18 protein-coding genes are annotated in these 19,595 nt (G+C 61.6%); 8 read left to right on the plus strand and 10 right to left on the minus strand.

Annotated features, from left to right (window positions below; translation table 11 throughout):
• Position 1: 1 nt before the first annotated feature.
• The 4 genes from LUN51_RS11200 to LUN51_RS11215 form a co-directional block, all read right to left on the minus strand.
• The gene (locus LUN51_RS11200; protein ID WP_277811314.1) at positions 2-733 is read right to left on the minus strand and encodes a DUF2291 family protein; all 732 of its coding nucleotides are present in this window, start codon (positions 731-733) and stop codon (positions 2-4) included.
• A gap of 7 nt (positions 734-740) precedes the next feature.
• On the minus strand, positions 741-1,841 hold the full coding sequence (locus tag LUN51_RS11205) for an MDR/zinc-dependent alcohol dehydrogenase-like family protein (protein WP_277811315.1): 1,101 nt from the start codon (positions 1,839-1,841) through the stop codon (positions 741-743).
• A 286-nt stretch (positions 1,842-2,127) separates the two neighbouring features.
• The gene (locus LUN51_RS11210; RefSeq protein WP_277811316.1) at positions 2,128-3,108 is read right to left on the minus strand and encodes a sugar-binding transcriptional regulator; all 981 of its coding nucleotides are present in this window, start codon (positions 3,106-3,108) and stop codon (positions 2,128-2,130) included.
• A gap of 91 nt (positions 3,109-3,199) precedes the next feature.
• Positions 3,200-3,694, minus strand: a complete 495-nt coding sequence (locus tag LUN51_RS11215; RefSeq protein WP_277811317.1) for an RpiB/LacA/LacB family sugar-phosphate isomerase — start codon at positions 3,692-3,694, stop codon at positions 3,200-3,202.
• A gap of 372 nt (positions 3,695-4,066) precedes the next feature.
• Here LUN51_RS11215 and LUN51_RS11220 point away from each other — a divergent pair, with 372 nt between their 5' ends.
• The 5 genes from LUN51_RS11220 to LUN51_RS11240 all read left to right on the plus strand — a co-directional run bounded on the left by LUN51_RS11220 (position 4,067) and on the right by LUN51_RS11240 (position 10,413).
• Positions 4,067-5,059, plus strand: coding sequence for a dihydroxyacetone kinase subunit DhaK (locus LUN51_RS11220; RefSeq protein ID WP_277811318.1), 993 nt, complete (start codon positions 4,067-4,069; stop codon positions 5,057-5,059).
• Between the two features lie 27 nt (positions 5,060-5,086).
• A complete protein-coding gene (dhaL, locus tag LUN51_RS11225; RefSeq protein WP_277811319.1) occupies positions 5,087-5,740 on the plus strand; it encodes a dihydroxyacetone kinase subunit DhaL in 654 nt (217 codons plus the stop codon).
• A gap of 99 nt (positions 5,741-5,839) precedes the next feature.
• Positions 5,840-6,796, plus strand: a complete 957-nt coding sequence (gene tal, locus LUN51_RS11230) for a transaldolase (RefSeq protein ID WP_277811320.1) — start codon at positions 5,840-5,842, stop codon at positions 6,794-6,796.
• A gap of 25 nt (positions 6,797-6,821) precedes the next feature.
• Entirely contained in the window at positions 6,822-8,813 is a 1,992-nt protein-coding gene (gene tkt / locus LUN51_RS11235) for a transketolase (RefSeq protein WP_277811321.1), read from the plus strand.
• A 220-nt stretch (positions 8,814-9,033) separates the two neighbouring features.
• Positions 9,034-10,413, plus strand: a complete 1,380-nt coding sequence (locus tag LUN51_RS11240) for an NAD-dependent succinate-semialdehyde dehydrogenase (protein WP_277811322.1) — start codon at positions 9,034-9,036, stop codon at positions 10,411-10,413.
• A gap of 137 nt (positions 10,414-10,550) precedes the next feature.
• On the opposite strand, the gene LUN51_RS11245 is transcribed toward LUN51_RS11240, so the two are convergent.
• Both LUN51_RS11245 and LUN51_RS11250 read right to left on the minus strand, forming a co-directional pair.
• Complete coding sequence (locus LUN51_RS11245) at positions 10,551-10,679, minus strand: hypothetical protein (RefSeq protein ID WP_277811323.1); 129 nt, start codon at positions 10,677-10,679, stop codon at positions 10,551-10,553.
• A 92-nt stretch (positions 10,680-10,771) separates the two neighbouring features.
• Complete coding sequence (locus LUN51_RS11250) at positions 10,772-11,542, minus strand: MipA/OmpV family protein (RefSeq protein WP_277811324.1); 771 nt, start codon at positions 11,540-11,542, stop codon at positions 10,772-10,774.
• Positions 11,543-11,780: 238 nt separating this feature from the next.
• On the opposite strand from LUN51_RS11250, the gene LUN51_RS11255 reads away from it, so the two are divergent.
• Positions 11,781-12,551 (plus strand): trimeric intracellular cation channel family protein, encoded by a 771-nt coding sequence (locus tag LUN51_RS11255; protein ID WP_277811325.1) that lies wholly within the window; start codon positions 11,781-11,783, stop codon positions 12,549-12,551.
• Between the two features lie 50 nt (positions 12,552-12,601).
• Here the strand turns inward: LUN51_RS11255 and LUN51_RS11260 are convergent, their stop codons facing one another.
• The 3 genes from LUN51_RS11260 to pobA all read right to left on the minus strand — a co-directional run bounded on the left by LUN51_RS11260 (position 12,602) and on the right by pobA (position 16,600).
• Complete coding sequence (locus LUN51_RS11260; protein WP_277811326.1) at positions 12,602-13,693, minus strand: NAD(P)-dependent alcohol dehydrogenase; 1,092 nt, start codon at positions 13,691-13,693, stop codon at positions 12,602-12,604.
• A 111-nt stretch (positions 13,694-13,804) separates the two neighbouring features.
• Positions 13,805-15,277, minus strand: coding sequence for an aldehyde dehydrogenase family protein (locus LUN51_RS11265; protein WP_261508102.1), 1,473 nt, complete (start codon positions 15,275-15,277; stop codon positions 13,805-13,807).
• Positions 15,278-15,412: 135 nt separating this feature from the next.
• On the minus strand, positions 15,413-16,600 hold the full coding sequence (pobA, locus tag LUN51_RS11270; RefSeq protein ID WP_277811327.1) for a 4-hydroxybenzoate 3-monooxygenase: 1,188 nt from the start codon (positions 16,598-16,600) through the stop codon (positions 15,413-15,415).
• Positions 16,601-16,767: 167 nt separating this feature from the next.
• Between pobA and LUN51_RS11275 the strand changes: the two genes are divergently transcribed.
• Complete coding sequence (locus tag LUN51_RS11275; protein WP_277811328.1) at positions 16,768-17,652, plus strand: helix-turn-helix domain-containing protein; 885 nt, start codon at positions 16,768-16,770, stop codon at positions 17,650-17,652.
• 30 nt (positions 17,653-17,682) lie between these two features.
• Here the strand turns inward: LUN51_RS11275 and LUN51_RS11280 are convergent, their stop codons facing one another.
• Positions 17,683-18,399, minus strand: a complete 717-nt coding sequence (locus LUN51_RS11280; RefSeq protein ID WP_277811329.1) for a GntR family transcriptional regulator — start codon at positions 18,397-18,399, stop codon at positions 17,683-17,685.
• A 131-nt stretch (positions 18,400-18,530) separates the two neighbouring features.
• Between LUN51_RS11280 and LUN51_RS11285 the strand changes: the two genes are divergently transcribed.
• Entirely contained in the window at positions 18,531-19,589 is a 1,059-nt protein-coding gene (locus tag LUN51_RS11285; protein ID WP_247620731.1) for an aromatic ring-hydroxylating oxygenase subunit alpha, read from the plus strand.
• Positions 19,590-19,595: the final 6 nt, after the last annotated feature.

Below are 19,595 nucleotides of genomic sequence, written 5' to 3' on the forward strand. Positions count from 1 at the left end.
CTCATTCCACGCTAAAGTCGACCGGCGTCACGAGCCAGTTATTCGGATTGATCAACTGGAACACACCCGTCACCGTCACGGTCTTGCCTTGCAGGCCTTGTGTATCGATATCCGATAGCACCTGGGCCTTCATGGCATCGTTCAGAGCGGCGCCCGCATTCTGATATTCGATCTGATTCTTGAATTGACCGAACTCGATTTCTCCAGTGGCATCCCGCAGGTCGGTACCATTGATGGCCGGACCGGTCTGAACCCGTACCACGAGGTCATCGGGCGCCCCGTCAGCCTTGACCTCATATGTCCCGGACGTGCCGTCTCCCACCACACCGGTAAAGGTGACGGGCATGATCGGCCCGACGCCGCCTGGCACGCCGTATTTTTCCCCCGCCGCGCTCTGGTCGTCGGCAATTGCACTGGAAAGCTGCTCGATATCGACGGCACGCGCCTCGACATCGTCGCGAATCTTGGGAAATTCTTCTTCGGCGAAGCGTGCCATTTTCGCGCCTTCCTGCTCCTCTTCCGCGCCGATCGGCACCACCGTGGTATCCCAGGCCATGACGGCAAGCAGGACGACCGCAACGCCGATCATCACCGCCCTACCGCGCCCTTTTCGCCATCGTTTCGTAGGCATGGCGGCCGTATTTGAAGTCATGATGAAGCGCCCCCTGGCATCGCTGATGAGTGGTGATAAAGTCCCGCGTCGGATGACGATTGTGGTCGTCACGCAGGACATCGCGACATCACGCCCCGGGCATGAGAATGATCTTGAGTGCGCTGCTGTCGTGTCTCATCAGTTCGATACCCTTGTGGAAATCCGCCAGTGGTAGCTTGTGGGTCACCACACCCTCGGTGGGGAAGTCACCGCTCTCGATACCCTCGATCACGTGTGGGTAGCAGTAAGGCCCCAGATGCGACCCCAGCACGTCAAGCTCCTTGCGGTCACTGATGATGCTCCAATCGACCGTCACCGGATCCTTGAACACGCTGAACTCCACGAAGCGTCCCAGCTTGCGCAACATCGCCAATCCCTGCTCCACCGACTTGGGCGCACCGGTCGCCTCGATGTAGATGTCACAGCCATAGCCGTCGGTCATGTCCTTGACGATCTGGACGACGTCTTCCTCACTCGGGTTGAGTACCATGTCGGCGCCGAATTTCTTGGCCAGCTCCAGGCGCTCGCCGTGCAGGTCGAGCACTACCAGCTTGGCGGGACCGGATTTCTTGGCGGGGCCGATCATCCCCAACCCCAGCGTTCCTGCGCCGGAGAGCACCACTATATCTCCCAGCTGGATTTGCGCTCGCTCCACCGCGTGCATCGAGCAGGAAAACGGCTCGGTGAGCACGATGTTCTCCACCGGCACACCCTCCGGCAGCTTGTGGTTGATGGCCTCCTTGGGGAACTTCATGTACTCGGCCATGCCGCCGTTGACGTTATTCTGGAAGCCATACACGTCATGCTTCTCGCACATCCAGTACTGGCCGCGATGACAGAAGCGGCAGTCCCAGCACGGTACGATCTGCTCGGAAATGACCCGATCGCCGATCTCGAAACCTGTCGCGCCGGGCCCCATCTTGACGACATGCCCGATGAACTCGTGCCCAGGAATCATCGGTGCTTTGATATAGGCAGGTTGATCCTCGTCGCCCCAGAAACTCGGCGCGCCTTCATAAGCCTTGAGGTCACCGGCACAGATACCACAGGCCTCGACCTTGACCAGAATTTCCTTCTCACCGACATCAGGGACCGCAACGTTTTCCAGTCGATAGTCTTCCGGTGCGTAGGCTACGATGGCACGCATCGTGTCGGGGATGTCGGGGGATGGGGTGAGCGTATCGTTCATGACGGCCTCCATTGAGCTGGCGCTTATTTATCATTTGATCTTTTGTTGCTCAAATGAATTAACGCTTTTCAGTATAGCCAGGTCAATGCAGTCGGCGACCTTTTCGCCTTATACTTTAGGATTGCTTTGTAAGTTTCTGAAAAGAATAAATTTTTTAGAGATCTCTGCGAAAGCTAATGCCCGCAGAGTGTAAGGAGAAAAAGAAAGCCTGCACAAAAAAGCCGTTCACATAAACACTCTAGTGTTCATATGAACGGCTCTGCACGGTAATCGGCGATACTTTGACTCAGCTCGCCGTTGAGGTGGTCGCCTCATCCAAGCGCAAGATGGTATGGGCGTTGGTCACACTGGTAGCCAAGGTATCGATGACACCTGTACGCAGTGCCCCCAGGATCCCCGCCGCCTTGGTGTTTTCGCTGGCGATCGCCACCACATCGGGAATCCGCGCCAGATCCGTGATGGTCAAGCCAATGACCCGACCCTGCATGGGCGTTTCCGATGGCCGACCATGCATGTCGATGAAGTCGTACCCCATCATGTCCCCAACGGTACCCGAAAGGCGCGCCTCGGCGATTTCCTGCGGCGTGAACCAGCCCATGCGTACCATGTTGCTGTCCTCACTGAGATCGCCGACGCCGATCATCGCGATATCCGCACGCCGCGCCCTGTCCAACGTTTGGCGCACGGTGGGGTTTTCATACATCGAATCGCGCAATGCCGGATTCTGCACCAGCGCCGGGGCATAAAGCGTTTCGCTTTCACCGCCATACTTCACCGCCAGGCGACGACAGATATGGTCGGGGTTCATGTACTCGCCGGCACGCAGCGAACCGCCAATGGCACACACGAACGAGCATTTGCGCTCGCCTTGTTCAAAGACATTATCGGCCACCGAACCCACGTTGCGCCCCATCCCCACCGCCACGATCGAACCATCGTGCAGCTCGCGCGACAGATGATCGGCCACTAGGCTGGCCACACCGGAACGTTGAACGTCGGGTTCGGTGTGGTCGAGCGCAATCAAGGCGCGCTTGATACCGAAGCGTCGTATCAGTGCCTGTTCGATCTCGGCACTCACCGCCGGGTGCTGGCGCACCCGCACATCGACGATCCCTTCAGCATGCGCACGTTTTAAAAGCCGTCCCGCCTTGACCCGGGAAATTCCCAGCCGGTTGGCGATCGCCTCCTGGGTTTCGCCCTCCACATAATACAGAGAGGCGATTTCAGTCATCAGCGCGACCTCGGCGCTCTCGGCACGTTCACTCATGGCACTAGCCTCATACGATCCGCTTCCCGGTTCCGGTCTACTTCAGGCGACGCGCACAAGATACCACAGCGAACAGACGTGCTCTTAACGTTCAGACGCCCGGGGAGTCGCGGAAAGCCTCTCTCTCATATTCCTCAATGCGCGCTATTTTGGCGCGCGAGCCGCCACCGCCGAACTCGGTTTCCAGGAAGGTTGTCACTACGGCCTTGGCCAGCTCCGGGCCGACCACACGGGCGCCGAGCGTCACGATTTGCGCATCGTTGCTCGAACGCGCCTTGGCGGCCGAATAGGTGTCATGCGCCTGCGCCGCGCGAATCCCGCGCACTTTGTTGGCCGAAATCGCCACACCGATGCCGGTCCCACAGACCAGCACTCCCCGCGCCACTTCTCCCGCGTCGATGGCACGCGCCACCTTGACCGCCACATCGGGATAAAGCACCGGCTCAGCGTTATAGGTGCCGTAATCGACAGGCTCGTAACCCAGAGCACGAATGTGCTCGATCAGCAAAGCCTTGAGCTCGAACGCGGCCTCGTCGCCACCCACTGCGATGCGCATTGCCGCCGCGCGGCCTGTTGAGTCTGACATGTGTAGCCTCCCGTGATGATTCCTCCCGCTTGCGACCGGCATACTGTTACCACTCGCGGCTATGTTCAAAATATCACTAACCGAACATTTGTAAAATTCTCGATCACGAAAAGTCAGCCACGGATTTGCGTCACCCTATTAACCGATTTTCCGATAAATAAATAAAACTCATTTATTTCAAATATTTATACGTAAACCATCACTTCGACACTCTTACCCACGACCAAAGTCTCAGACGTCGACACCGACCATGCCTTGACAGCCTTGGGCCCCAAGCCTAAACATCTGTTCAGTGAAAGATCATTATATAAGCCACCATCCCAGGTGTCGGATCGCCACGCCGTCGGCCACAACGAACAAGAGGAATACGCCATGCAACGCATCATCAATGACCCCGACAACGTCGTAGACGATGCCATCAAAGGTTACTTGCGCGCCTCGCCGAGCTTGTTTGTCGCCACCGACCACCCGCGCGTTCTCAAGTACCCGGACAGCCCCAGCGACAAGGTCGGCATCGTCACCGGTGGCGGTTCCGGCCACGAACCCGCCTTCCTGGGATATATCGGTGAAGGAATGTGTGATGCGGTAGCCATCGGCGAGATATTCTCGTCGCCCACCGCCGATGCATTCCTCGAAGCCTTTCGTGCCGCCCCCCATGAGCAGGGTGTCGCCTGCCTCTACGGCAACTACGCGGGCGATAACATGAACGTGAAGATGGCCAAGCAGATGGCCGAGATGGAAGACATCGAGGTCAAGACGGTGATTGCACGCGACGATGTGGCCTCGGCACCGGCAGCGGAACGCGACAAGCGGCGTGGCGTGGCCGGCGAGGTGATGATGTGGAAAATCGGCGGCGCGGCAGCGGCCCGTGGCGACAGTCTCGACGAGGTCATTCGCTTGGCGCAAAAAGCCGTCGATGCGTGTTCGAGCATCGGCGTCGGGCTGAGTAGCTGCACCATCCCCGCCAATGGCAAGCCCAACTTTTCGATCGAGCCCGGCCACATGGAGCTCGGCATCGGCCACCACGGCGAACCGGGAATAGAAGTCGCGCCGCTGACCAGTGCCGAGGCCATTGCCACGGCCATGTGCGACCCCGTTCTCGCCGACCAAGACTTCGCCGGCAGCGAGGTGGCGGTGTTGATCTCCGGGCTTGGCGCCACGCCGGTGATGGAACTCAATATCCTCTACGCGCACATCGCCGAACGGCTCGAAGGCGCCGATATTCGCGTGCATCGTACGGACATCGGCAATTACTTCACCTCGCTGGAGATGATGGGCGCCACGCTCACGCTGATGAAGCTCGACGACGAGCTCAAACCGCTACTGGACGCCCCGGCACGCTCGCTGGCCATCACGCAACGCTGATCGGAACCGCTACCACGGAGACTCATCATGCAAGTTCTGGACGCGACTCAAGGCAGGGACATTCTCGAGGAGCTGGTCGAGGTCATCGTCGACAACCGCCAATACCTGAGCGACGTCGACGGCGCGATCGGCGACGGCGATCACGGCATTAACATGGCCAAGGGGTTTCGGCTTTGCGGGGAATCGGTCGCCGGCCAATCGCTGTCGCTTTCCAAGGCGCTGGGCACGCTCGCCACGACCTTGATGGGCTCGATCGGCGGTTCGATGGGGCCGCTTTATGGCAGCCTCTTCATGGGCATGGCCAAATCGGTCAAGGACAAGAACGTCCTCGACGCCAAGGATTTCGGCGACATGCTGGCCGACGGGCGCGAAGCGCTCGAGCAAATCAGCGATGCCAAAGTCGGCGACAAGTGCCTGCTCGATACTCTGATACCGGCCATCAAACGTTACCGCGACGCCGTCGAAGCCGGAGACGACTTTCCTCACGCACTGCAGGCATTGCGCAACGGCGCCCAGCAGGGACGCGATTCGACGCTCGACCTGGAAGCCAAGATCGGGCGCGCGGCACGCCTCGGCGAACGCTCGTGTGGCCATCTGGATGCCGGCGCAGTGTCATGCTGCCTGCTGCTGACCCGCTTGGCCGACAGCACCGAACGCCGCCTGGAAAAAGCCGCCGCCTGAGTACTGGCGGCCGCTCGCTCGGTCCCTTCCATTTTCTCGCCCCGACGCTACCTGGCACGTCGTGGGCCTTCACGCCCGCATACTGCGGCGGAGCACAACATGGTTTCACAGCTCGACTCACTCAAGGCACTGTCGCAAGTGGTCGCCGATACCGGGGACCCAGCCGCCATCGAACGTTATCGGCCCGTCGATGCCACCACCAACCCTTCCTTGATCCTCAAGGCATTCGAGCTGCCCGGCTATCAGCCACTGATCGAGCGGATCCTGGAAGAGGCGCGTGACGAGAAGCCACATGACACCGACCAATTGGAGCGCATCGTCGATCGACTCTCGGTAGGCATAGGCAGCGAGGTCGCCCAACTCATTCCGGGACGCGTCTCCACCGAGGTCGCCGCCAAGCTCTCGTTCGATACCCAGGCCAGTATCCGCAAGGCCCATGAGTTGGTGGCGCGTTACGAGGCACTGGGTATCGGCCGCGAGCGTATCTTGATCAAGCTCGCCTCGACCTGGGAGGGCATCCGCGCCGCCGAGGTGCTCGAGCGCGAGGGCATCCAGTGCAACCTCACGCTCCTGTTCAGCGACGCTCAGGCGCAGGCCTGCTTCGATGCCGGCGTGTTCCTGATTTCGCCTTTCGTGGGGCGCGTCACCGACTGGTATCAGAAGGAAACCGGTCAAACGTTCTCCCCGGAGGACGATCCCGGCGTACGGTTCGTGCGCCAGGTCTGCGAGCGCGCCGACCAGGGTGGCTACGACACCGTCGTCATGGGGGCCAGCTTCCGCACGCCGGAGCAAGTCCTCGCCCTCGCCGGCTGTCATCGACTGACGATCTCCCCCGCCTTGCTGGAAACGCTCGAGGCACGCGAAGGTGATGTCGACGCCAAGGTCCGCTTCACGCATCCCGAGGCGCAGCCTGCCCCTCCCCTAGAGGAAAACGCCTTTCGCTGGCAGCATAACCAAGACCCCATGGCCATCGACAAGCTGGCCGAAGGCATTCGTCGCTTCGCCGACGACCAGGCCTGTCTCGAGGACTTGATCGCCGACCGGCTCGCTAACTGAATCATCGCTCACGGAGGAGATACCGATGCCCTCTCGCTTCACGCTAGCCAATGCCATTCGCGCCCTGTCGATGGATGCCGTGCAGGCAGCCAATTCCGGCCATCCCGGCGCGCCGATGGGTATGGCCGATATCGCAGAAGTGCTGTGGAACGACCATCTAAAACACAACCCCGGCAACCCGACCTGGCCCGACCGCGACCGTTTCGTGCTCTCCAACGGGCATGGTTCGATGCTCTTGTACTCGCTATTGCATCTCAGCGGCTACGACCTGGCCATCGACGACATCAAGCAGTTTCGCCAGCTCCATTCACGCACGCCGGGTCATCCCGAGCTCGGCTACACGCCTGGGGTCGAGACCACCACCGGCCCGCTGGGTCAGGGGCTGGCCAACGCCGTGGGCTTGGCGCTGGCCGAACGTACCCTGGCCGCGCAGTACAATCGCCCAGGGCATGACATCGTCGATCACCGCACCTGGTGCTTCGTCGGCGATGGTTGCCTGATGGAGGGCATCAGCCACGAAGCCTGCTCGCTGGCAGGAACGCAGGGGCTCGGCAAGCTGACCGTCATTTACGACGACAACGGCATCTCCATCGACGGCGAGGTCGCGGGCTGGTTCACCGATGACACCGCCAAGCGCTTCGAGGCCTATAACTGGCAGGTCATCGCCGACGTCGATGGGCATGACCCCGCCGCCATCGAAGACGCCATCAACGCCGCCACGCAAGACGACCAGCGCCCGACCTTGATCATCTGCAAGACGGTCATCGGCTTCGGCGCGCCCAACAAACAGGGCACCGGCGCCTGTCATGGTGCCGCCCTGGGCGAGGATGAAGTCGCCGCCGCGCGCCAGCGCCTCGAATGGTCACACCCGCCGTTCCACGTCCCCGACGAGGTTTACGCGGGCTGGAACGCCGACGCGGCCGGCCAGCAAGCCGAGGACGAGTGGCGCCAACGCTTCGCGCGCTACGCCGAGGCGTATCCCGAGCTTGCCGCAGAGCTCGAGCGCCGCTGGCGTGGCGAGCTGCCGGGCGATCTGGGCGGCAGCGCCCTGATCGAAGACGCCCAGCAAGCCTGCGATACGCTGGCCTCGCGCAAGGCCTCACTCGGTGTGCTCAACCACCTGGGACCACGCCTGCCGGAACTGCTGGGTGGTAGCGCCGACCTCGCGCCATCGAATCTGACGATCTGGGAGGGCGCACGCGCCATCTCGGCCCAGGCGCCCGACGGCAACTACCTGCATTACGGTGTCCGTGAATTCGCCATGGGCGCCATCATGAACGGCATCAGCATGCACGGCGGCTTCATTCCCTATGGAGCCACCTTCCTGACGTTCATGGAATACATGCACAACGCCGTGCGCATGGCCGCCATTGCGCGGCGCCAGGTGATCTTCGTTTACACCCACGACTCCATTGGCCTTGGCGAAGACGGCCCGACTCACCAGCCCATCGAACAGCTCAATGCGCTGCGCATCACGCCCAACTTGGCAACGTGGCGCCCCTGCGACGCCACCGAAACCAGCGTGGCCTGGCTGGCGGCGCTCAAGCGCCAGGACGGCCCCACGGCTTTGGTGTTCTCTCGCCAAGGGCTTCCCGGGCAAGCACGCGATGTCGCCCAGCTCGCCGCTATCGAACGCGGCGGTTACGTGCTCGACGATTGCGAGGGCACGCCCGAGTTGATCCTCATCGCCACCGGCTCGGAAGTCGGTCTGGCCATGGAAGCGGCTGCCCAGCTCAACGATCAGGGACGGCAGGTCCGCGTCGTCTCGATGCCCTGCGCCAGCGAATTCGATGCCCAAGACGCCGATTACCAGGAGGCAGTGCTACCACCCACGGTGACACGCCGGCTCGCCATCGAAGCTTCGCATCCCGACTATTGGCGTAAGTACGTCGGCCCTCGCGGCAACGTGATCGGCATGACCGGCTATGGCGAATCGGGCAAGGCCGAGGACCTGTTCCGGCACTTCGGCTTCACCGTCGAAAACGTGATCGACAAGGCCCGCGCCTTGCTCGACTGACCCGCCTGGCGACATGGCCGCCAAGGTCGTGTCGCCATTTGCCCGGATCCGATCGTCCTGATCGGCGGCCGCTTCGAAACACCATGGCTCGATGAGTATGAAGGCGCCATGGAAATACCCCTTGATTCTCTCCTTCAGCATCGCCAGAACGAGTAGTGAGGCAAGCAGGAAGGCTGCCTCGGGAAGACTCGTCGCCGACGATCCCGTTAAGGAGGATGATATGAGCCGCAAGACCCTCACCGCCGTCAATCCCGCCAACGACCAAGTACTCGGCGAGCATGAGATGCTCGACGATGACCAGTTGGCTGAAAAGCTCGACCAAGCCCGCGAGGGCTATGCCGAATTCCGCCACCTGCCGTTAGCCGATCGTCGCCAACGGCTCACCGCACTGGCCGACTTGATCGACCAGCATCAACGTGAAATTGCCGAGATTATTGCCCATGAGATGGGCAAGCCCTTTCACCAGGGAATCGACGAAACGCAGATTTCATCGGCCATCGTTCGCTTCTACGCCGACAATTTGGACACTCTGCTCAAGCCTCAGCCGCGTCAGGTAGCAGGCGCACAGAAGGCCGAAATCGTCCACGACCCGATGGGCGCCGTGCTCGGCGTGATGCCATGGAACTATCCGCTTTATCAGGTAGTGCGCTTCGCCGCACCCAACCTGGCAGGCGGTAACGTCTGCCTACTCAAGCACGCCTCCAACGTGCCGGGCTGTGCCAAATACATCACCAAGCTGTTTCATGATGCCGGCTTCAAGGAAGGTACCTTCACCTGGCTGCCGATCGGTTCCGACAAGGTCGAAGGCATCATTCACGATCCGCTCGTCTGCGGTGTCACGCTCACCGGTAGCTATGAAGCTGGGCGCAGCGTTGCCAAGATCGCCGGCGATGCCATCAAACCCAGCGTGCTTGAGCTCGGCGGCATCGACCCATTGGTCGTGCTCGACGACGCCGATGTCGACAAGGCGGTAGAACTGGCCGTGAACGGTCGCTTCGACAACACCGGTCAAAGCTGCGCGGCGTCCAAGCGCCTCATCGTTGAACGCCCAGTGCTGGAGCGCTTTACCGAGCGCCTCATCGATCGTGTGCAGAAGCTGACCATCGGCGATCCCATGGACGGCGATACCGAGATCGCCCCCATGTCGCGCAAGGACCTGCGTGACGATCTCCATGACCAAGTTCAGCGGGCGATCCAGCAAGGGGCGCAACTCGAGACCGGTGGTGAAGTCCTCGACCGTCCCGGCGCCTGGTATGCCCCAACCGTGCTAACCAATGTCGCGCCTGGCAATCCGGCTTTCGACGAGGAATTGTTCGGCCCCGTGGCCTCGGTTATCGTCGCCGACGACGCCGAGCACGCCATCGAGCTGGCCAACAACTGCCGCTATGGCCTGGGCGGAACCGTGGTCGGCCAGGACGTGAAACGTGCTGAACAAGTCGCACGTCGTCTCGAGGTCGGCATGAGCTTCGTCAATCAGCCCACCACGCCCTTCGCCGAGCTGCCATTCGGTGGCGTCAAGGAAAGCGGTTACGGTCGCGAGCAGAGCGAATACGGCTTTGGCGCGTTCCTCAACGTGCGCACGGTCTACATCGCCGAGTAAGCATGCCTTGAACGCACCCAACGCAAGCGCCCCGCCCAAATAATTGGGCGGGGCGCTTTTTCGTTCGGCGTCCGCGATGTCACGTCATGGGCAAGGCCGGCCATGGCGCGACAGGGGAATCCCCTGGCCGGGATCCCTCAGATATAAGAGCTGGACGTGCGTGCCTGAAAGCCGCGGTAGGCGCTTTCGGTCATCATTCCCAGCACACGGCCTGCATGCTTGCCAAAACGCTTGAGCAGAGTCGGTCGCGCAGTCGAAATCGTCATGGATAACGTGCCTGTGTCGGTGGATACACAAGCATTATACCTTAGTCTTTATACTTTGGTCTAATTAGCGGTCCGCACGACCAACGCCCAAGTTAGAAGTTGTAGTTGATGAACCCGCCCACGTAGGCCTGGGTCGCATCACCGACCTCGTCGACGATGGGACTATCCTTGGCGTCGCCGGTCAGGCGCGACACACCGACCAGGCCCGTGACGGACCACGTCCGCGTGAGATAATAACTGGCACTGGCATCGACACCCACTTTGAAATAGCCCTCGTTCGGTGAATACGCGTTCAACCCCGAACGCTGGCTTTCACGCGCCGAGATGCCGAACATGTCCTCGGTCCAGGCATCGCTTCCATAGGCGACGTTCGGGCCCAGCGAAACGGAAAGCCGCTGGGTCAAGCGCGAGCGCCAGTGCGCCTTGGCGCTGACATGGTAGCCATCCACGTCACCGCTCAGCGGCGTTTCCACGGCCGCGCTGTACTGCCAATGGCCCTCGGTGTATTCGGCCCGCAAGCCCGCCGTGACCCCGCCGTCGACTTCATCGAGACGATGCAGGTCATCGTCGTTGTCGCGTCCGAATGTGTAGCCAAGAAACGGCGACACCCGCCAGCCATCCCGGTTGATGACGTTCCAGCCCACGCCATCGCGCGCGTTGATATACACGCTATCGCCATAGGTCAGGTCGACCGACGGCCACACGGAGGTTTCGTAATCGTCGCTCCCCAGGTAATCGGGAGAGTAAATCGCCCCCGCACCCAGACTCCCCTGCCAGCCGCTGTCCTGTGCCTGGCTGGGCACTGCCACCGCCAGCATCGGTAGCGTCACGGCCAACGCCACGTATCGATATCCTACCTGCATGTCGCCTGACTCCCTGGATTCATTGCATGACCACCGGCTGGGCGCCTGCCACTTTGCAGACACACCCACCCGGTCCTTTACATACGATATCGTAGGTATCCCTGGTGCGCCAGCCGCTTGGCGACCGGGGAAAGACGAGCCTGAGCGCGCGACGTATCCGGGCACTTGAGCCTACAATGGCGTTCGTTTTGTATTTCCGCTCAAGCGGTAGCTGGCAAAGTAGCCAAGGAGCGTCGCAGTGGCAGGATGGATTTACTGGCTGGACCTGGCGGGCGTGATCGTCTTTGCGCTGTCGGGCGTGATCATTGCCTGCCGCTCGAGGATGGATCCGTTCGGCATGCTGGTACTGGCCGCGATGACAGGCATCGGCGGCGGTACCCTGCGCGATCTGTTACTGGGCATTCGCCCGGTGTTCTGGGTCACCGACCCCACCTATCTATGGGTGATCATCATCACCGTCGTGTCATCGATTGTCGGCTTTCATTACATTCACCGGTTATCGCGCATCGTCCTGCCCGTACTCGATGCCTTCGGGCTCGCCATCTTCACCATTATCGGCGCTCACAAGGCATTGGCGCTGGGCCATGGAGGTACCGTCGCTGTCTTGATGGGACTCCTCACCGGTGTCGCGGGCGGCATGCTGCGCGATGTACTCGCGCGGCGAGTCCCCATGGTGCTGCGCCAGGAGATCTATGCGACTGCCTCCATCGCAGGCGCCACGGCATACGTCACCCTGTACACGCACCCTATCCACCCCTACGCCACTATCGCGCTGCCTATCCTGGTGATCCTGGCGCTGCGTCTCAGCGCCATCTACTGGCGCCTCTCCTTGCCGGTATTCGCCTGGATCACCTCGCCAGTCGAGCCCTCATCTGGCAGCACTAAATCTCAAAGTGCTAAATATCAAAGTACTATGCACAACACAACACCATCGTCGAACGAGATAGAAAAGACGTCACACTCTAAAGCCCGCGTGCGAATGCTTTCGCCCACACGACGGCGTAGATAGTGATTCTGCCGGGCCGGTCGCCACTCATCCGCTGTCTTGGCATTTGCCAACTATGAATTCATACACACCACCGGCTTGATGGTCTTGCCGGACTTGGAATCCGAAAACGCCTCTTCCAGGGCGTCGAACTCGTAAAACGTCACCAGCTTGTCGAACGGGAATTGCCCCTGGCGGTAGTAGTCGATGAGCTGGGGGATGAACACCTTGGGCACCGAGTCGCCCTCGATCACGCCCAGCATGGTCTTGCCTTCCGCCATCAGATCATTGTGCACGTCCAGCGTGACCTCCGGTGTCACGCCCACGATGGCCAGCTGGCCCAGCGGACGCAACGCATGCATCCCTTGCCGCACGACCTGCGGCACACCGGTTGTCTCGATACCATAGTGCGCACCCGCCCCAGTCACGGCGCGAACCTCTTCCACCACGTCTACCTGGCTGCCGTTGAAGACGTGCGTGGCCCCCAATTCCTTGGCGAGAGACAGGCGATTGTCGTGCACGTCGACGGCGATGATCCGTGAGCAGCCCGCAATGCGGGCCGCCATGACGGCGCTCAGCCCGACCGCGCCGCAGCCGTAGACCACCAGGCTACTGCCGAACGCCGGCTTGAGGCGATTGAGGACCGTGCCGCTCCCGGTCTGAACGCCGCAGCCCAAGGGGGCCAGCATGCCTAAGTCGAGATCCGACTCCACCTTGACCGCGTTGCGCTCATGCACCACCGCATGGGAGCCAAACGACGACTGCCCAAAGAAGGTGGACACCGCTTCGTCGCCCTGATGCAGGTAACAGGCCCCGTTCTCGGCACGCCCGCCGAAATTCAACTCGTTCATGCGCATGCAGACGGTAGGATGGCCGGTCAGGCAGTGCTCGCATCCACCGCAATGAGCGAAAGACAGAACGACATGATCTCCCGGCGCGAACGCCGTGACCTCGCTCCCCACGGCTTCCACCACGCCTGCGCCCTCATGGCCCAGGACGACGGGGAACGGCGTCAGTTCCATTTCCCGCGCGACGGCATCCGTGTGGCACACCCCGGTGGCCACGATCCGCAGACGCAACTCATTGGCCCCCGGCTCGGTCAATGTCAGGGTCTCCACTGAGAAGGGCCCGCTCTTGTCTCGCGTCACGGCGGCTTTGATTTGCATGGAAAGGTCCTCACGACGTTTCGGTGAATGCCCCCACACGATCCCAGGATGGAGGCGAATGTCCCCGGACCACGCCGCAGCGCAGCCCGGGGTATCGTTCCCGTCTACGGGTTAGAACGGATACTGGCGCGGCTCATGCTGCAGCGTGATCCAGTGCTCCGTGGTGAACTCATCGATCGCCCAATCGCCGTTGAAGCGTCCCAGGCCGGAGTTCTTTTCACCGCCGAACGGTGCATGCGGCTCGTCGTTGACGGGGATGTCGTTGACATGGGTCATGCCTGCCTTGATGCCCTGCGCGAAACGCACGCCACGTTCCAGGTTGCTCGTGAAGACTGCGCTCGACAGACCGAACTCGGTGCGGTTGGCCAGCTCCAGCGCATGCGCTTCGTCACGCGCAGATTGAATGCCCACCAGCGGCCCGAAAATCTCCTCGTCGGCCAGCTCCATGTCCGCTGTGACATCGCCGAACACGTGCGGCGGCAGGACATTGCCCTCGGGGTCGCCCCCGGTCAGCAGCGTGGCGCCTTCGTCATGCGCCTTGGCGATCTTGGCCTGGAGTCCCTCGAGCTGCTTGGCGTTGATGATCGGCCCCACGGCGGTCTCGGGGTCAGCGGGGTCTCCCAAGCTCAACGCCTTGACGCGCTCGACAAAGCGGGCAGTGAACGCTTCACGCAGCGGCTCTTCGACGATGATGCGGTTGATCGCCATGCAGATCTGGCCCTGATGGAGGAACTTGCCGGCCACCGCCGCATTGACCGCCTGCTCGACATCGGCATCCGCCAGCACCACGAAGGGACTGTTGCCACCGAGTTCCAGGGCGACATGCTTGAGGTGCTTGCCACCGCTCGCCAGGCGACCGATATTGAGCCCCACGGGCGTCGAACCAGTGAAGGTAATCAACGAGGGCACGGGATGCTCGACGAAGGCATCGCCGATTTCGGAACCGGCGCCGACGACGACGCTCAACACGCCCGGCGGCAAACCTGCCTCCTCGAAGATGCGTGCCAGCAGCAGCCCGCCGGTCACCGGTGTGTCGCTGGCGGGCTTGATGACCACCGCATTGCCCAGCGCCAACGCCGGCGACACCGAACGAGCACTCAGGTTGAGCGGGAAGTTCCACGGGCTGATCACGCCCACCACGCCCAGCGGCGCCCGATAGACACGGCTTTCCTTGCCAGGAATGTCCGACGGCAGGATGCGCCCGTGGGCCCGGGTCGGCATGCTGGCCGCTTCCTGAGTAATCGCCCGTGCCGCGCTCCACTCGATCTGTGCCTTGATCCGTGTACTGCCCGACTCGCGAATGATCCAGTCGATGATCTCGTCACGGCGCTCATCGAAGATCGCCACCGCGCGCCGCATGACATCGCCGCGCGCGTTCGGCCCCAGCGCTGCCCATTCGGCCTGGGCCGCCTGCGCGTTGCGGTAGGCATCGTCCAGGTCATGCCGATCGGCCATGGCCAAGTCGAGCAACGTCTCCCCGGAATACGGGTTGGTCACGGTCAGGCGGCGCTCGGCGCGGCCCTGACGCCATTCTCCCGCGATCGGCTGAGCATCCTGGCCGGCAAACAACGGTGCTTGTGTCATGTATCTCACCTCAATCGACGTACGAAGACGCGCCCAGCAGGGCCGCGTCGTGGTCATGCGAGCTTAGCCGGACAGTTAATACGCAGACTAATAGTAATGATCAATCAGCTTGATACATGGCCTAAGACTCATGTCTTAGGATTCCAACGGCTCGTAGGGCAAGCCTACGTAGTTCTCGGCGATGGTCGTCAAACCTGCCTCTGAGCCGGTGACATAGTCCAGCTCGGCTTGCTGCATGCGGGCGCCGAAATCCTCTTCCTCGGAGAACTTATGGAGAATCGAGGTCATCCACCATGAGAACCGCTCGGCCTTCCAGACGCGCTTGAGGCAGGTCTGCGAATAACGCGGCACCAAGTCGGTGCGGCCCTCGTGATAGACCTTGACCATCAGGCGATACAGAGTGTTGACGTCGCTGGCCGCCAGATTGAGCCCCTTGGCGCCGGTCGGCGGCACGATGTGCGCGGCATCGCCGACCAGGAACAGCCGCCCGTGCTGCATCGGCTCGGCCACGAAGCTGCGCAACGGCGCGATGCTCTTCTCGAGCGAGGGGCCCGTCACCAGATTGGCCGCGACGTCCTCTGGCAGGCGGCGCTTGAGTTCTTCCCAGAAGCGCTCGTCGGACCAGTCCTCGACCTTCTCTTCCAGCGGCACCTGCACGTAATATCGGCTGCGGGTCTGGGAGCGCATGCTGCACAAGGCGAAGCCCCGCTCGTGGCGCGCATAGATCAACTCGTCGGAGACCGGCGGCGTGTCGGAGAGCAGCCCCAGCCAGCCGAAGGGATAGACCCGCTCGAACGTCTTCAGCCGATCGGCGGGGATCGTCTGGCGCGAGACGCCATGATAGCCGTCGCAGCCGGCGACATAGTCGCAGTCGAGCCGCTGCGTTTCGCCGTTGTGCTCGAAGGTGACGTACGGAGCGTCGGTTTCCAGATCGTGGGGCTGCACATTATCCGCTTCATAGAGCGTCTGGCCGCCCTCGGCGGCGCGCGCTTCCATCAGATCACGAGTCACCTCGGTCTGCCCGTAGACCATGACCTGCTTACCACCGGTCAACCCAGCGAGGTCGATGCGCACCCGACGGTTGTCGAAGGCCAGCTCGACGCCGTCGTGCGGCAGGCCCTCAGCATCCATGCGTTGTTCGACACCGGCTTCGCGTAGCAGATCGACCATGCCCTGCTCGAGCACACCGGCACGAATACGGCTCAAGACATATTCCCCACTGCGACGTTCGAGGATGACGTTATCGATCCCCGCGCGTTGCAGCAATTGCCCCAGCAGCAGCCCGGAGGGGCCGGCACCGATGATCGCGACTTGGGTTTTCATGGCAATCTCCTCTTATTCGGGTCTGGCATCACGGCCAGTCATCGAGTTGCATTTTTCACCGATGAAAACCTGCGAATAAGACAAAATCCCCGCATGAATTTATACTTTCCCAAGATTCGACCGTAACTTTGGTCGAAGCATCGACTTTCGTCGCACAGGAGCCCGCCATGTCGGCATCGACAAAGCGCGCCATTCCCGTCTTTCAGTTGTATGGCGAAACGCACCAATGGCCGACCCCCGACCTGCTGCATTGCGAGTCCATCGCCGAGCGCAGCCGACTGCACGATTGGCACATACGGCCGCACCGCCATGCCGATCTGGTGCATGTGCTGCATATCGCGCACGGTGAAGTGAACTTGACCTTCGAGGAGGGCGCGCAGCGCCTTACGGGGCCGCTTCTCATCGTGGTACCGGCCATGACGGTGCACGCCTTTCGCTTCTCGCGCGATGTCGACGGGCATATCGTGACGCTGGCCATGCCGCTGGCACGGCATATCGCCGACACCCTGCATCCCCAAGGGCAGATCCTGGCACGCGCGGCGTTTTATCCACTTGCCGGCCAACCCGAGCGCGCCCCCATCGCCACCCTCGTCGCCCAGCTCGATGCCGAGTACCGCCACCCTGCCGAAGGGCGCGATGCCTTGCTCGAAGCTTTGCTCAACAGCTTGCTGGTCCTGGCCTCACGCCGTGCGACCCGACGGCAGTCCCGCCCTTCGCGCCATCATGAACGTGGCGAAGCGCACCTGGCCCGCTTTCAGCAACTCATTGAAGCCCACTATCATCAGCAACCCAGCATGCCCGAGCTCGCCGAGCGTCTGGGCATCAGCAGCGCGCATCTTAGCGCGATCTGCCAACGGCTCGCAGGGCGCAGCGCGCAGCAATTACTGCACGAGCGTGTGCTTCTCGAGGCCAAGCGCCATCTGACCTATACCAACATGACCATCGGCCAGGTCGCCGAACGGCTGGGCTTCAAGGAGCCGGCCTATTTCACGCGTTTCTTCAAACGCCACGTCGCTTGCTCGCCCAAGGAATTTCGCCAGCGTCAGCCATAGGCCTGTCCATGCGTATTGGATCCAAAAACGTCATTTCGCGTCCGTCGCATGTCCCACTTCGCCCAATCCGAAGAGCGTGCCGTAGCGCAGGCCGATATAGGCATGCTCGCGCATCAGCATCTCCGCCCGGGCGCCCTCGCCGCGCGACAGTGCCTGGAACACGAGTTGGTGCTGGGCGTGCGCCATGCGCAGCTTGCCGTACTCGCGGTCCAGCGCCGCGTCGTCGATGACGATCGAGTCGGCCGAGGCGAAGGGCAGGTGGTCGTTGCGCGCGATCGCGTCGTGAATGACGCGGCTACCGGTGGCACCCACGATGGCACGGTGAAATTCCTGGTTGAGCGTGGCCCAGATCTCGATATCCGCCTTGATGAGGTGCCCCTTATCCAGCAACGCCTCGCCCCGCGACAAGCAATCCCGTAGCTGCGCGTCGACCTCCTCGGTCACGCCTTTCTCCGCCAAGCGTCGCGCCGCCAGGCCCTCGAGCGCACCACGTACTTCCACTGCACAGAGCACGTCTTCTTCCGAGAATTGGCGCACCACATAGCCGCGCGTGCCGGTCTTTTGCAGCAGCCCCTCTTGCTCGAGCGTACGAAAGGCCAGCCGCACCGGCATGCGAGAGACCTGAAGCCGCTCGGCGACATGCAACTCCTTGAGCCGTTCGCCGGGAGCATAAACCCCTTCACTGATGAGCTTGCGCAAACTGGCGATGACATTGAGGCGACCATTTTTTTCCGATTTTTCCGGCATTTACGCGCTCCTGTCGATAACCCGCTTTTTGGATCCAACTAAAGGATAACTTGACGGTAGACAGGTCAAAAACCTTTACTTTGGATCCAAAGAACAATAATTCCCTACCGATAATGAGGAGAGAGATTACCATGTTCCCCAAGAATACTTGGTACGTGGCCTGCATGCCGGATGAAGTCGAAGACAAACCGCTGGGCCGCACTATCTGCAACGAACAAATCGTCTTCTTTCGCGCTGAAGGTGGTCAAATCGCTGCCGTGGAGGACTTCTGTCCCCATCGTGGCGCCCCGTTGTCGCTGGGCTTCGTGCGTGACGGCCAGCTAGTATGCGGTTACCACGGCCTCGAAATGGGCTGCGAAGGCAAATGCACCAGCATGCCAGGACAACGCGTACGAGGCTTCCCCAGCATTCATGCCTACCCCGTCGTCGAACGGCATGGCTTCATCTGGGTCTGGCCCGGCGATGCCGAACAGGCCGATCCTGACCAGATCCCGGAACTGCACTGGGCCAACGACCCCGAATGGGCCTATGGCGGCGGGCTTTATCATATCAACTGCGATTATCGCCTGATGATCGACAACCTCATGGACCTGACCCATGAGACCTATGTGCATGCTTCCAGCATCGGTCAACCCGAAATCGAAGAATCCGCGCCGGAAACCAAGGTCAACGGCGACGAAGTGCTGACCATTCGGCACATGGAAAACATCACTGCACCGCCGTTCTGGCAATCCGCGCTGCGCGGCAACAACCTCGCCGGCGACGTGCCCGTGGACCGCTGGCAAATTTGCCGGTTTACGCCGCCCAGCCACATCCTGATCGAGGTCGGGGTCGCGCACGCCGGCAAGGGCGGCTACGACGCGCCGGCCGATACCAAGGCATCAAGCATCGTGGTGGATTTCATCACGCCGGAAACCGAGACCTCGATCTGGTACTTCTGGGGCATGGCGCGCAACTTCAATCCGCAGGACGAGGCCCTGACCGAGCAGATCCGCGAAGGCCAGGGACAGATATTCTCCGAAGACCTGGAGATGCTCGAATCCCAGCAACGCAACCTGCTCCGTTATCCGGAACGTCGCTTGCTGATGCTCAACATCGACGGTGGCGGCGTCCAGGCACGTCGCGTCATCGATCGCATCCTCAAGGCAGAAGCAGAGAACGCGCAGCCGCAGGCCGCTACCGCCAGTTGATGGATC

Origin of the sequence: Chromohalobacter canadensis, from assembly GCF_029544075.1 — a bacterium.
GTDB lineage: Bacteria > Pseudomonadota > Gammaproteobacteria > Pseudomonadales > Halomonadaceae > Chromohalobacter > Chromohalobacter canadensis_A.